The sequence below is a fragment of the Ruminococcus hominis genome, from assembly GCF_014287355.1.
Taxonomy (GTDB): Bacteria; Bacillota; Clostridia; order Lachnospirales; family Lachnospiraceae; genus Schaedlerella; species Schaedlerella hominis.
Map to the genome: position 1 here is coordinate 2228593 of NZ_JACOPE010000001.1, position 14105 is coordinate 2242697.

Annotated in this window: 11 protein-coding genes and 1 pseudogene; 2 read left to right on the forward strand and 10 right to left on the reverse strand. The window is 39.4% G+C overall.

What is annotated here, in order from left to right; all coding sequences use genetic code 11:
* Positions 1–52 precede the first annotated feature (52 nt).
* From H8S40_RS09910 to H8S40_RS09920, 3 genes are all read right to left on the reverse strand, one after another.
* The gene (locus tag H8S40_RS09910; protein ID WP_117989527.1) at positions 53–988 is read right to left on the reverse strand and encodes an ROK family glucokinase; all 936 of its coding nucleotides are present in this window, start codon (positions 986–988) and stop codon (positions 53–55) included.
* Between the two features lie 103 nt (positions 989–1091).
* Positions 1092–1772, reverse strand: coding sequence for a YoaK family protein (locus tag H8S40_RS09915; protein WP_118723923.1), 681 nt, complete (start codon positions 1770–1772; stop codon positions 1092–1094).
* Between the two features lie 17 nt (positions 1773–1789).
* The gene (locus H8S40_RS09920) at positions 1790–2677 is read right to left on the reverse strand and encodes a DegV family protein (RefSeq protein ID WP_118723924.1); all 888 of its coding nucleotides are present in this window, start codon (positions 2675–2677) and stop codon (positions 1790–1792) included.
* A gap of 299 nt (positions 2678–2976) precedes the next feature.
* Here H8S40_RS09920 and H8S40_RS09925 point away from each other — a divergent pair, with 299 nt between their 5' ends.
* Both H8S40_RS09925 and H8S40_RS09930 read left to right on the forward strand, forming a co-directional pair.
* Positions 2977–4809 carry an NAD(P)-binding protein gene (locus tag H8S40_RS09925; protein ID WP_186865170.1) on the forward strand — a complete coding sequence of 611 codons (1833 nt, stop codon included), beginning with the start codon at positions 2977–2979 and terminating at the stop codon, positions 4807–4809.
* Complete coding sequence (locus tag H8S40_RS09930) at positions 4803–6542, forward strand: [FeFe] hydrogenase, group A (protein WP_186865171.1); 1740 nt, start codon at positions 4803–4805, stop codon at positions 6540–6542. Before H8S40_RS09925 ends, H8S40_RS09930 begins: the two co-directional genes overlap by 7 nt.
* A 136-nt stretch (positions 6543–6678) precedes the next feature.
* Here the strand turns inward: H8S40_RS09930 and H8S40_RS09935 are convergent, their stop codons facing one another.
* From H8S40_RS09935 to H8S40_RS09965, 7 genes and pseudogenes are all read right to left on the reverse strand, one after another.
* Positions 6679–7827 (reverse strand): PP-loop family protein, encoded by a 1149-nt coding sequence (locus tag H8S40_RS09935; protein WP_186865172.1) that lies wholly within the window; start codon positions 7825–7827, stop codon positions 6679–6681.
* Positions 7828–8046: 219 nt separating this feature from the next.
* The gene (locus H8S40_RS09940) at positions 8047–8376 is read right to left on the reverse strand and encodes a cupin domain-containing protein (protein ID WP_117989521.1); all 330 of its coding nucleotides are present in this window, start codon (positions 8374–8376) and stop codon (positions 8047–8049) included.
* 124 nt (positions 8377–8500) lie between these two features.
* Positions 8501–8686: pseudogene (locus tag H8S40_RS09945) on the reverse strand (4Fe-4S ferredoxin); the annotation flags it as partial.
* Between the two features lie 110 nt (positions 8687–8796).
* Positions 8797–10149 (reverse strand): carboxylesterase/lipase family protein, encoded by a 1353-nt coding sequence (locus tag H8S40_RS09950; protein ID WP_186865173.1) that lies wholly within the window; start codon positions 10147–10149, stop codon positions 8797–8799.
* Positions 10150–10170: 21 nt separating this feature from the next.
* On the reverse strand, positions 10171–11196 hold the full coding sequence (locus tag H8S40_RS09955; RefSeq protein WP_117989520.1) for an ABC transporter permease: 1026 nt from the start codon (positions 11194–11196) through the stop codon (positions 10171–10173).
* Positions 11197–11198: 2 nt separating this feature from the next.
* On the reverse strand, positions 11199–12698 hold the full coding sequence (locus tag H8S40_RS09960; RefSeq protein WP_186865174.1) for a sugar ABC transporter ATP-binding protein: 1500 nt from the start codon (positions 12696–12698) through the stop codon (positions 11199–11201).
* A gap of 182 nt (positions 12699–12880) precedes the next feature.
* Complete coding sequence (locus H8S40_RS09965; protein ID WP_186865175.1) at positions 12881–13975, reverse strand: substrate-binding domain-containing protein; 1095 nt, start codon at positions 13973–13975, stop codon at positions 12881–12883.
* Positions 13976–14105: the final 130 nt, after the last annotated feature.

Genomic DNA, 14105 nt, shown 5'->3' on the forward strand with positions numbered 1-14105 from the left:
GTGTTATCTACCATTTTTTATTATCTTATATCATTTAAAATTCTTTATAATTTTAGAATAATAATTTAACACATCCATACATACCTGCATCATTTCCAAGTGTTGCAAGTGTCACTTTTGTCTCACGACATGCCTGGAATACTATTTCAGAATATTTTTTCTGGATTCCTTCAATAAGAATGTCTCCCGCTCTTGAAACACCTCCACCGATTACAAAAACCTCTGGGTCTACTACACCGGCTACATTTGCCAAAGCAGTTCCAAGCACTGTACAAAGCTTGTCTACCAGCTCTAACGCTACTTCATCTCCTTCTTTTGCTACATCAAAAATATCTTTTGCTGTTAATGGATCAAAAGCTGTCAATTTTGTTGTTCTTGTTTCAGTCTGAAGCTTCTTCTTTGCCATACGTACAATTCCTGTAGCAGATGCATACTGTTCCAGACAACCTTTTCTTCCACAACCACAGCATTCTGTTTCCTCATCATCCATATGGATATGGCCAAGCTCCCCTCCGGCTCCATTAGCTCCTGCAATAATTTTACCGCCAACGATGATTCCACCGCCAACACCTGTTCCAAGTGTGACCATGACAACATTCTGATATCCTTTACCGCCACCTTGCCACATCTCACCGAGCGCAGCTACATTCGCATCATTTCCTGCCTTTACAAGAAGCCCTGTCTTCTCTTCCAGTTCTTTCTCAACATTTACAACATCCCAGCCAAGATTTACGCATTTATGTACTACACCTTCATTGTCAACCGGTCCAGGCACGCCAAGTCCAATTCCCTGAACATCTTCTTTATCAATATTCTTTTCTTCCATCTTACCAAGTACAGATGCTGCAACATCATCCAATATAGATGCTCCGTTATTCTCTGTATTTGTTTTGATCTCCCATTTTTCAAGAATCACACCGCTCATATCAAACAGACCAATTTTGCAAGTAGTTCCCCCTACATCTACACCAAATCCATATTTTTTCATGCCTTTACCTCGCTGAATCTCTTTCAGTTTCCTTTCTTATTTTTATTTATATTTTACCTAATTTGTTATATTTTCGTCAACCAATAACTTTGCTATCATTTAACTATATTTTTTCATGCTCCTGTTTTTCGCGATCTACAAACATCATGATAAATGCAACAAATAAAATAGCTGAACAAATCAAAATAGCTCTTTCTTTCATTAGGTTTACGAACTTATTTCCAATGATAGCACCCACCACAAAGCATAAAATTACGCCATAATACAAAAGACTTTTTTGCAAACAACTGCTTTTTTTTGTTCTTAAAAAATCCGTCAGATTCTGTGTTGCACTTCGCAAATTGCCAATACACATGGTTGTCGCGATCCCATTTCCATGAATCTTACGAAAACTTTCTACTTGAATTCCGCATGCAAAAGATGTAAGACTGTTCGCCAGCGTATTCATATCTTGTGAAATAAAGCTTACACCCATAAGTACAATAGCTTCCACTAATACAGAAAATTGCCTCCAGTGAAACAAACCTTCTTCATTACTCTTGTAACGAATCACTTCAGCCAGCGCAATTCCGATTGCAAATGCCATCACCGGGAAGAAATAATGTGCCGCCACTCCCCATTCTTTCTGTGATAAATGAATTCCAAGTAAAAGCATATTTCCTGTCTGTGCATTTGCAAATACCCCGTCCCTGCACATATAGGAATATGCATCCATAAATCCTCCTGCTACTGCAAGCACAATTCCCAGTCGAATGGATTCCGACATTTGTTTCGAATGTTTCATTTCTCTACACTTCTCTCTTAATTTTCTCGTTTTGTTCCCCAGAAAAACAATGCAACAGTTCCAGGGCCTGTATGACTTCCAATCGTGGTCCCAATGTCATTGATCATAACATTTCCTTTCAGATTCGGAAAACGCTCTTCTATCATATCTGCAACTTTTCTTGCATCTTCATAACATGCTGACTGGGACATAAAGCATTTGTCTGCATATTCTAAACCATTAACGGCAAATTGCTCCATCTTCTTCACTATTTCTTTGCTGACTTTTTTCTTTCCACGTATCTTAAATCTTGGAATTAATTTTCCCTCATTGCTTACATTTAATAGTGGACAAATATCTAACGCTGTTCCAAACCATCCCGAAATCTTAGATATTCTTCCCCCTTTAATAAAAAATGTAAGGTCTGTTGTGAAAAACCAATGATGTACTTCCAGCTTATGTTCTTCAGCCCATGAAGCAACCTCATCAATGGATTTTCCTTCATCTCGCAAATCTGCCAGCTTATCCATCAATAGTCCATATCCAGAAGATGCTGCAAGCGAATCAATAATATAAATCTTTCGGTCCGGATATTCTTCTTCCAGCATCTCTTTCGCTGTGCGTGCTGAATTCAAAACTCCTGAAATTCCTGATGATAATGTCACATGTAAAATATCTTTTCCATCTTCAAGAAATGGTCGGAAATATTCAACAAACTCGCCTACATTAATCTGTGATGTCTTGGTATCCGCACCATCCTGCATCTTTTTATAAAACTGTTGAAATGGCATAGACTGTCCAAGATCATCCGGATACTCTACTCCATCCATAAAATAGTGAAAACAAATATATGATATCTTTCGTTCTTCAAAAAATTCTTTTGGCATATCCGCCGTAGAACAACAACTTAAAATATACTCTTCCATCTGCTACTTCCTCCATGTTATCACTTACGTTGTTTCCTATTATAAAGCATTTCCCATAAAAGACAATTCCTTTTTTCTTTCTCTTTTAAGTTCGTATAAACTGACCTTGTGAAAAACACAACGTTAAAATTTTATCGTTATATTGCATAAAATTTAACAAACTATTTTTTAGATTTTTGTGCATTCTTCTTGCTTTTTTTTAGTTTATCGCATAAAATAAACTTAATTGAGTTTACGTGTTACGCTTGATACGTAAATACATTTGCAATTTTAACAATTTATGAAAAGGAGTATTTGATATGAGTAGATTAGAAATCCCTACCCCTATCCGGGCTCAGGTCGTTGTTGAAGGACTCTATCGTGATCTGGAACGTCGAATCGAATCCAGCCCTCCGGGACTTTGTCCTGTAGATATGACTCGTGCCTTTCTTGAAATGTGTCACACACAATCCTGTGGCAAATGTGTTCCTTGCCGTGTCGGTCTCTGGCAGCTAAAAAACCTTTTGACAGATGTTTTAAATGGCGAAGCTACCATGCAGACATTAGATGAAATGATGGAGCTTGCTACTTCTATTATGGAAAGTGCTGATTGTCCGATTGGATACGAGGCTGCTCATATGGTCTACAAAAGTTTATTAGGCTGTCGTGAAGATTATGAAGAGCATATTCGTCAGGGAAGATGTACATGCCAGTATACTCAGCCGGTTCCTTGTGTATCGCTTTGTCCTGCACATGTTGACATTCCTGGTTATATCGCACTTGTAAAAGCAGGTCGTTACGCAGATGCTATCCGCTTAATCAGAAAGGATAACCCATTCCCTACAACCTGTGGTTTTATCTGCGAGCATCCTTGTGAAGCACGTTGCCGCCGTAATATTGTTGACGATGCTGTCAATATCCGCGGTCTCAAGCGTGTAGCAGCTGACTTTGCAGGCGAAGTTCCACCTCCGGTCTGTTCACCATCCACAGGTAAACGAATTGCTGTTGTAGGTGGAGGTCCGGTTGGACTAAGCGCTGCATATTTTCTGCAGTTAATGGGACATCAGACACATGTATTTGAGATGCTTCCAAAATTAGGTGGTATGCTTCGCTATGGTATTCCTAATTATCGTCTTCCTAAAGACCGTCTGGATGATGATATTAATACAATCTTAAAAACAGGTGTCGAAGTTGAATATGGTAAACGAATCGGTAAAGATATGACTATCCAGAGTCTTCGTGAAGATTATGACGCTGTCCTGATTGCAATCGGAGCAAGTACAGATAAAAAACTTGGTATCGAAGGTGAGAATGCAGACGGAGTCCTCTCCGCAGTTCGTTTCCTCCGTGATGTCGGGGAAGGAACACCTGCAAATCTTGAGGGACAGGAAGTTGCTGTTATTGGTGGCGGTAATGTATCTATGGATGCAGTCCGCACTGCAAAACGTCTCGGTGCCAAAAAGGTAAGCATTGTATATCGTCGTCGTACAGCTGATATGACAGCTCTTGCAGCTGAAATTGAAGGGGCTATCGCTGAAGGAATTGAAGTGCAGACTTTGATGGCTCCATCCAAAATCCAGGTAGATGACAATAATCATGTGACCGGTATTTATGTTACTCCGCAAATGATCAGCAAGATTAAAGACGGACGTGCAAGTGTACGACCGACAGGAGAAGAAGACGTATTTATTCCTTGTCAGACACTGATCGTTGCCATCGGACAAGATATCGAATTTCAGCATTTTGAAGAAGCCGGTGTACCTGTTCAGCGCGGTAAGATCCAGACTGCAACATCCGGTGGATTTGATAATATTCCTGGCGTATTTGCCGGTGGAGACTGTGCATCCGGTCCTGCAACTGTAATCAAAGCAATTGCAGCTGCTAAAGTAGTCGCAGCAAACATTGATGAATATCTTGGATATCATCATATCATCAGCTGTGATGTTGAGATTCCGGAACCAGAACTTTGTGATCGTAAACCTTGCGGAAGAGTAAACTTAACGGAACGTGAAGCAGGTGAACGCGTCTGCGACTTTGATGGTGTTGAAAACTGTATGTCCAAAGCTGAGGCAGATCAAGAAGCCGAACGTTGTCTGCGCTGTGATCACTTCGGTTATGGAAGCTTCAAAGGAGGTCGAGAAACATTATGGTAAATATTACGATTGATAACCAAAAAATCTCCGTACCGGAAGGTACAACCATTATGGAAGCGGCTGCATCCATCGGCATCCAGATTCCCAAACTTTGCTATTTAAAAGGTATTAACGATATCGCAGCCTGTCGTGTCTGCGTTGTCGAACGTGAAGGGATGGATCGTCTTATGACCTCCTGCAATAACGTTGCGATAGAAGGCATGGTTATTTACACAAACAGTCCTAAGGTTCGTGATGCCCGCAAAAAAACGGTACAGCTTATCTTATCTCAGCATGACTGCCAGTGTGCAACTTGTGTCAGAAGTGGAAACTGTACATTACAGAAAATCGCAAATGATTTGAATATACTTGATATTCCATATAAACAAAGACTGGAAGATTTTCCATGGGATAAGGATTTTCCTTTTATCCGCGATTCCAAAAAATGTATTAAATGTATGCGCTGCATCCAGATTTGTGATAAAATTCAGGATTTACATATCTGGGATGTGACAAGTACCGGTTCTAGAACAACCGTAAATGTAAGAGGAAACAAAAAGATTTCTGATGTATCTTGTTCACTTTGTGGACAGTGCATTACCCATTGCCCTGTTGGTGCACTTCATGAAAGAGACGATACAGAAAAAGTATTCCGTGCCATTGCCGATCCAAATAAGGTAGTTGTTGCACAGGTTGCTCCTGCTGTACGTGCCGCATGGGGTGAAGCTCTCGGATTATCTCGTGAAGAGGCAACTGTAGGCAAAATCATGGATTCCCTCAAACGTCTTGGTGTAGATTATGTATTTGATACAACATTCTCTGCTGACCTGACCATTATGGAAGAAGGAAATGAATTCCTGCAGAGATTTACAAAAGGCGAATTAAAATTACGTCCAATGTTTACATCCTGCTGCCCTGGATGGGTTCGATTTATCAAATCGCAATACCCTCATCTGGTTCCACAGTTATCAACTGCAAAATCTCCACAGCAGATGTTTGGTGCAGTCATGAAAACTTATTTTGCTGAATCAATTGGAGTAAAACCAGAAAATATTTACACACTTTCCATCATGCCTTGCGTTGCTAAAAAAGGTGAACGAAACATGGAACTGTTCTATAAAGAATATGCCGGAAATGATATTGATGCGGTTCTTACAACCCGCGAACTTACACGTATGATCCGCTCTTCACACATTTCACCTTCTACATTAGTAGACCGTGAATGCGACCCACTTATGAAAGAAGGAAGCGGTGCCGGTGTAATCTTCGGTGCTACCGGAGGTGTTATGGAGGCAGCTCTTCGTTCTGCCCACTATCTTGTAACAGGTAAAAATCCAGAGCCGGATGCATTTAAAATTGTACGAAGCCCATCTTTTGAGACAGGTGTTATAGAGGCTGAAGTACAGCTTGGCAGTGCAACTGTAAAAGCTGCCGTTGTCAGTGGACTTGGCAATACACGTAAATTACTTGAAGCAATCGAACATGGCGAAGTACACTATGACTTCGTAGAAGTTATGGCCTGTCCTGGCGGATGCGTCGGAGGTGGAGGTCAGCCAATCCATGATGGAGAAGAACTTGCCCATGAGCGTGGTGAAAATCTCTACTTCCTGGATACTAATGCACCGCTTCGTTTCTCTCATGAAAATCCTGATGTACAGAAGCTGTACTCTGACTACATGGAGAAACCATTATCGCACAAAGCACATATGCTTCTTCACACAGACCATAATGCCTGGGAGATGCCAAAAGCTTAAATAACTTTTTTAACACAATATTAATTTTTTAACCAAATCTAAGCCTTCATATTTGTACGAAAAAAAGAGACGCATATCCGTTTTCAATAACGGCTGCGTCTCTTTTTTATAACTCTTTGATTACTTAGCTTTTATTCTACTCTTCATCATATGTATCTAAGAAATGATGCTTCACTCCATGCTCTTTATATGCCACGATCGTACTTAAATTCACATTCTCGACACTTTTAAAAATATTTCCCTCAACATATTTGTTTGTCTTTTTCAATTCCTGGATAAGTGCCTTGATTTCCATTCTTTTTGACTGATTTTCTTCGTTATTACATGTTGTGCATGTGTCCGTAAATTTGCAGGCACACTGAATAAAATGCAAATTATTGTAATCTCTCCACGCTTTAATACTATCCTCTCGAACCAGATATAATGGACGAATCAATTCCATTCCTTCAAAATTTGTACTGTGAAGTTTCGGCATCATCGTCTGAACCTGTGCCCCGTACAACATTCCCATCAAAATCGTCTCAATAACATCGTCATAATGATGACCCAGCGCAATTTTATTGCATCCTAATTCTTTTGCATAACTGTACAAATGTCCTCTTCGCATTCGTGCACACAAATAACATGGTGATTTTTCTATATTGTATACAGAATCAAAAATATCTGACTCAAACACCGTGATCGGCACTTTCAGCTTTCTTGCATTTTCCTCAATAACCTGTCTGTTTGCAGGGCTATATCCCGGATCCATAACAAGAAATTTTACATCAAACTGAAACTTATTATGTCTCTTCAATTCCTGAAACAACTTTGCCATTAGCATGGAATCCTTACCACCGGAAATGCAAACTGCGATTCGATCGCCCTCTTTTACCAATTCGTACTGATTGATTGCTTTTGTGAATTTGCTCCAGATTGGTTTATGAAATTTCTTCCGGATACTCTGCTCCACATCTGCGCAGATTTCATCTGCCTCCTGCTGCTTCATCGTGTCCAGCAACCATGCAATGTAACCTCCTTGAAGACTTACCGCATCATAACCGGATTCACACAATGCTTCTGCCACATCTGTACTGAAGCGCCCTCTTGCACAACAGATAACCAGTTTCTTATCTCTTGGAAATGCATCTTCTGTCTGTTCTTCTATCGCCTTATGTATCTCTTCTGCTGGCATATGAACCGCATTCGGAATGCTGCCATGTGCCACTTCAATTTCATCTCGCATATCGATAATCTGGTAGCTGTCCTTATCCAGATTTCTTAATTCCTGTACCGTAATTCCCATCTTTGTAATTCCTTCTCTATATGATATCTAATTGCTTTTGAATATACCTTTAACATCCTATCACGTTTTGCGGGATACGGCAACTGGGAGTGTTTGTATTTTGGTTATGAATTGGCGATACGGTCCTTCTAGAGAAAATAGAATGTGAATTTCTGTTCAGTTTCCATGAGCAAGAAATCCAATATGATGCTTTCCAAAAAGACCGTATAAGCCAGTACTCTAAAACACAACCACCAGCAACATCTTAAACTGCTCCTGTCCATACACTGCATGTGGGTGTTTGGCTGGCATTACAATGGATTCACCTTCTTTTAAAATGTATTCTTCTCCATCAATTGTGATTTTTCCAACTCCGTCCAGACATGTTACAAATGCATCACCGCCTGACTCATGTGTGCTGATTTCTTCATCTTTATCGAATGCAAACAGTGTTACACTTAAATGTTCATTTTGAGCAAGTGTTTTTGAGACAACCTGACCTTCCTGATATGCTACCTGTTCTTTTAATGTTACTACTTCTGCTTTGTTAAAATTTTTAATTCCTGCCATTTTTTTCTTCCTCCAAATATTTTTTATTTTATTATAAACCGATGTTTAGCAATTTAACCATTATTGTTTATTGCCGCATCTATTAATCTTATATCTTATATTGTTCAATCTCTGACAATTCCAACTAATCCAGAATTTGACCATCTATAGAAATTGTCACAACCTGCCACGGAATAAATTTTCCACTGTAATCTACAGCATTAAACTTCGAACATCCAATCAGCATCACCTTTCCACGCATGAATTCCTGATGTATATTTGCATATGCATAAGCTGTACAGTCTGCTGCAATCAATAATTTTGCTCCATTGTTTTCCTCCCTCTAAACTTCATTTTCAAAAATGCTGCCCCTGATATTCAGAAAGCAGCACTTTTACTAATATATTTTATTCACATTTTAAGCTATTCGTTTCCACATTATTATTTAAAAATCTTTACATAAGGATTTTCTTTTGTATAACTCTCCCATTTTTCTTTCTCTTCTTGAATCTGAGTTTCTCCATTCGGATCTCCCGTTTTCATAAAGTTTGTCCAGCATGTCACCATTTCTTCACTCAAATCATAATCATGCTGCTCCATTGGTCTCCAGCATCTGCCCAATGTACCAAATGTATACCACAACTCTGATGAATGGAAAGCGCCCCAGTCATCTCCCGGAAGTTCATGTGCAAAATGATACAGATACGCCGGCCTACCTTTCTCTTCTCTTGTTGCAGCCCAACGCTTGCACTCTTCCATCAAAATTCCTGTCTTTCCTTCTTTTACTTCATCTGGTGTTGCTCCAAGATCATCTGTCACAACACCACACATATAAGGAATATCCTTCATTGTTCCTTCTTTCCAAACATCTTTAACTGTCTTTTCCAGGACATATCCATCTGCATTTGGAACAACAACAAGACCCCTTCCTGTTTTCCACATCTCATCATCTAATTTTGCTTTTGCTTCAGACAATTCTTCTGTTGACATTGCACGAAGTTCTTCCAGCGAAGTTTTTCCGGTCAGTTCGACAAATCTTTCACCGATTTCCTCTTCCTCTTTTAATGTCGGTGTATAAAGTACATCTGCATCACAACTGATTCCACTCTGCATAATTGCCTTTGCCGGAATATCTCCTGTCAGTTTACTTGAACAAAGCACCTGTGTACTCATACTTCCTGCAGACTGTCCAAATACTGTGATATTTTTACTGTCTCCGCCAAAGTTCTCAATATTATTTGCAACCCATTTTAATGCTGCGATCTGATCTAAGATTCCATAATTTCCAGAAATATGTCTTTCATTTTCTGCATCCAGCCATGGATGTGCAAAAAATCCAAAAATATTTACCCGATAATTGATTGTAACAAGAATTACACCTTTTTTACAAAATGCTTCTCCATCAAATTCCAGTTCACTGCTGTAGCCACCGCCAAATCCACCACCATGGATCCAGAATGCCACCGGAAGTCTCTCTCCTTCTTCATGCTCCGGCACCCAGATATTCAAATACAGACAGTCTTCTCCCATTCCCGGAACAAATTCTGGATTATTATAAAATTCCTTATGAAAACGTCCCATAAATGGATGCTCTGCTTTCGGTAATTCCTGCATACACATATTCTGAAATGTATCTGCTTTATATGTACCTTCCCATGCATCCAGTTCCTGTGGTGCTTTCCATCTGAGTTCTCCTACTGGAGCCTTGGCATATGGAATCCCTTTAAATACAACATATCCACCTTTTTCGATTCCTTCCACAGTTCCCTTATTTGTTACTACACTTTTATTCATACTGAGCTTACTCCCCCACATTTATGCTTTGATCTTTCTTCTGCTTGTCACCAGATCTTTAATCTTTGGTCCTGCTAACTGAATCAAGATTACAATAATCAGGATTGTTCCTTTAATTGCATCATTGATCAGTGAATCCATCTTCAAAGCCACGATAATCTTATCGATAATTGTATAAGACATTGCTCCGAACAGAATTCCAAGGCATCTTCCTTTTCCGCCTGACATACTGATTCCACCGAGAACAACTGCTGCGATTGCATACATCTCATAACTCTTACCTGTTGTTGCCGGATCAGAAGAACCGTTCATCGCAATCCACAAGAACGCTGCAATACCTGTCATAACGCCTGCCAGAACAAATACAATCACTTTCATCGCACTGACATTGATACCTGACATTCTGGCACCTTTCTCATTACTTCCGATGGCATAGACTTTTTTACCAAATTTTGTGCTTGTTGATAAATATACAACCAATGCTGTCATGATCAACAGGATCAAACCAACAATTGGAATCGTCAGCATTTTACCATTACCAAACTGATATAAGGTCTGATATGAATTGTGGCTGGATGTCATACGATATACAGAACTTCCGCCTCCACATAATTCTTTAGAAATATGCTGGCATGCATACTGTGCTACCGAACGATAGATCAACATCGTAGCAAGTGTTACGATAAATGCCGGCATCTCTACTGCACCGACCAGTACACCATTGATCAGTCCACATACAGCGCCAAATACAATCGTAAATATTAATGTTACAAAAATATTATCTGTCATATTGAAGATAACAACTGCAAATCCACTGACCATCGCCAGCATAGAACCAACCGACAGATCGATTTCACCGGTCAGACATACAAGTCCCATACCAAGTGCAATGATTCCAACGACTGCAGAATGACGGAAGATGTTCATCACACCATTCCATGTCAATCCATTACTTGACAGTGCATATACTAAAAAAATTACTAAAAATACAAATACATAATTATAACGGGACCATATTTTTCCCAACATAGATTTTTTTGTTTTCATCCTTATCGCGCCTCCCCTGCATTTACTGCATTTGTAGAATACATCATAACGGTCTCTTCATTGATTTCTTCATGCTTTAACATCTTCACAAGCTCTCCGTCATAAAATACCGCACATCGGTCTGCCACTTTCTGTAATTCAGGGATTTCCAATGTGTTGATCAAAATGGTCTTTCCGGATTCCGCCAGGTCCAAAATCAATTTATAAATCTCCGCTTTTGCTCCTACATCAATTCCCTGTGTCGGATTATCAAGTAAAAGAATCTCTGCTTCTGTATTCAGCCATCTTGCCAGAAATACTTTCTGCTGGTTTCCTCCACTCAAAGAAGTAATCGGATCTGCACTGTTCTGTGCTTTTACATTCAACAATTTTTTGTATTTTTCAAATTTTCCTTCTTCTTTTTTCTTTGAAATCTGGAACTGCTTTGCTGACAATGTATGTTCTGCCAGATACATATTCTCCAGCAGACTCATATCTGCGATCACTGAATTTTCTTTTCTATTGGCAGGAAGCATTGCGATCTTATGTTTCATTGCTTTATGTATCGAATGTAACGGAACATTTTCTCCGTTGACATGAATTGTACCACCATCTGCACGGGTCACACCGAAGATTCCCTGTAGCAGCTCGCTGCTTCCGGATCCTTGCAGTCCTGTCATTCCGACAATCTCGCCCTTTTTCACGTCCAGGTTTACATTTCTAAATCCATGTCCTGTGAAATTCTTAATCTCTAATATCGTATCTCCGCATGCACGCGTCTGATAATTTTCTTCCGCACTATAATTAGAACCAACCATCATCTTTGTGATTGCTTCCGGATTGGTATCTACGATATTTCCCTCTCCGATAAATGTTCCATTCATCAGTACTGTATAACGGTCTGCAATCTCAAAAATCTCCGGCATCTTATGAGAAATAAAAATAAACGATGTTCCTTTCTCCTTTAATCTGCGGATAATACGGAATAAATGATCGATTTCCTGATTGTTCAAAGATGTCGTTGGCTCGTCTAAAATCAACAGTTTTGCATTAAAAAATAATGCCTTTGATATCTCAAGTAGCTGTTTCTGGCTCGGAGTCAGTTCTTCTACTTTCTCGTCCGGATCAATCTCTACTTCCAGTTCAGCAAATAATTTCTTTGCCTCATCTTTCATCCGTTTCTTATCCAATTTTCCAAATTTATTGGTATATTCCTTTCCAAGAAATATATTTTCATAAACAAGCAGATCATTGAACAGATTCAGTTCCTGATGGACAAATGCAATCCCCTGCTGCTCTGTCTGTTTGACTGATGTATTATTCAATTCTTTTCCATCAAACAGAATCTTTCCTGCATCTCTTCGGTATACTCCGGTCAGCACATTCATCAATGTTGATTTTCCGGCACCATTCTCACCTAACAGTGCATGTACTTCTCCTGCTTCCACTGTCAGATGTACATCCTTCAACACCGGAATATCGTTAAATGCTTTATATATTCCACTCATTTCCAGTCGTTTCATGCACGTTTCCTCCTCGTTTTTCTCTCTATTCTGTCGTTTTGCTGACAGATCAACATCTATTTTTTATTATATCATTTTTGACTCACAAGTAAATAAATTTAGATGCTCATATGTAAACAAAACACGGAAGTCTGCAAGCAGACTCCCGTATCAAGTTCCTCTATAACTTCTATCTGTAAGATTTAGAATGAAGGATAATCTGCAACGTTATCAGATGTAACATCTTCACACTCGATCACGTGATCCTGTTCTACATCTTTGCCATCCAGGTAATCAACCATATCCTGAATTGCTGTCTGAATCATAGATGGACTGTATGTAACTGACATGATTCCACCAAGTTTTCCAGCGATATCCTGATATGAGTTACCACGAAGTACTTCGTAAAGTTCATCTAATCCACCACATCCTGTGATAACAGGTTTGTTAGCATAGAAAGTATCTTTTGTAGAATCACTGATTCCGCCACCGTTGAGGGCTTCTAAGATACCCATTGTCAACTCATCATCCTGTGCATAGATCCATTTGATATCTGCGTTAGAAGCATCTCCCATCAGAGACTCAAATGATTCTTTTGTATCAGAACGGCTCCAGTTCATAGCTCCTGAATATGTAATTGCTTTGAGGTCATCCTCTGTCCATTTTGCATCGTCTGCAATCTTAGAGCCACCGAATTCAAGTTCTCCTGTAAGATAATCTGTAAATCCGCTGTCACGTAATGTTGTAACTGAAGATGTGTCGCCTTCGTAAACATATACTTTATCGCCAGGTTTCATTCCCTGCTCTACAAAGTAAGCTGCTGCACCAGCACCGATTCCCTGGTTATCACCTTTTACATTAGAAACAGCGCTTGGAGCTACTGCATCAATGATACGGTCGAATTCTACGAATGGAATATCTGCATCTACTAACTGCTGAATTGCAGACTGTACTGTGTCGTCCATTGGCTGTACAACTACTGCAATGTCATCCTCTCCGCTTGCTACGATATCTTCGATCTTAGTAATCTGCTCAGACGCATCAGCTGAAGTGATTACTTCTGCGGAATAATTTCCATCTCCGTTGATTTCCTCAACTTTTTCTTTTGCGAATGTTGCAACGGATCCTGTCCAACCATGATCTTCGGCTGCTGTTAACACATAAATGTGTGTTGATCCATTGTCAGATTTTGCTGTGTCGTCGCTACTGTCTTTTCCTGAATCGCTGCTGCTTCCACATGCTGCAAGGCTCAGAACCATAACACCAGCAAGAAGTGTTGCTAAAATTTTCTTTTTCATAATGATTTCTCCCTTCTTTTTTTCTTGTATTTATTATAATTTAATTATATATTTTTACCAGTGAAAAAACTTTTCTTTATCTAACCATTTTTATGTCATTTTCCGTCTTATTTTAACTTCAAAAAAAATA

Bases quoted from the DNA above. Each gene is read 5' to 3' on its own strand.
- H8S40_RS09910 (WP_117989527.1), bottom strand. From the start codon at position 988: ATGAAAAAATATGGATTTGGTGTAGATGTAGGGGGAACTACTTGCAAA.
- H8S40_RS09915 (WP_118723923.1), bottom strand. From the start codon at position 1,772: ATGAAACATTCGAAACAAATGTCGGAATCCATTCGACTGGGAATTGTG.
- H8S40_RS09920 (WP_118723924.1), bottom strand. From the start codon at position 2,677: ATGGAAGAGTATATTTTAAGTTGTTGTTCTACGGCGGATATGCCAAAA.
- H8S40_RS09925 (WP_186865170.1), top strand. From the start codon at position 2,977: ATGAGTAGATTAGAAATCCCTACCCCTATCCGGGCTCAGGTCGTTGTT.
- H8S40_RS09930 (WP_186865171.1), top strand. From the start codon at position 4,803: ATGGTAAATATTACGATTGATAACCAAAAAATCTCCGTACCGGAAGGT.
- H8S40_RS09935 (WP_186865172.1), bottom strand. From the start codon at position 7,827: ATGGGAATTACGGTACAGGAATTAAGAAATCTGGATAAGGACAGCTAC.
- H8S40_RS09940 (WP_117989521.1), bottom strand. From the start codon at position 8,376: ATGGCAGGAATTAAAAATTTTAACAAAGCAGAAGTAGTAACATTAAAA.
- H8S40_RS09950 (WP_186865173.1), bottom strand. From the start codon at position 10,149: ATGAATAAAAGTGTAGTAACAAATAAGGGAACTGTGGAAGGAATCGAA.
- H8S40_RS09955 (WP_117989520.1), bottom strand. From the start codon at position 11,196: ATGAAAACAAAAAAATCTATGTTGGGAAAAATATGGTCCCGTTATAAT.
- H8S40_RS09960 (WP_186865174.1), bottom strand. From the start codon at position 12,698: ATGAAACGACTGGAAATGAGTGGAATATATAAAGCATTTAACGATATT.
- H8S40_RS09965 (WP_186865175.1), bottom strand. From the start codon at position 13,975: ATGAAAAAGAAAATTTTAGCAACACTTCTTGCTGGTGTTATGGTTCTG.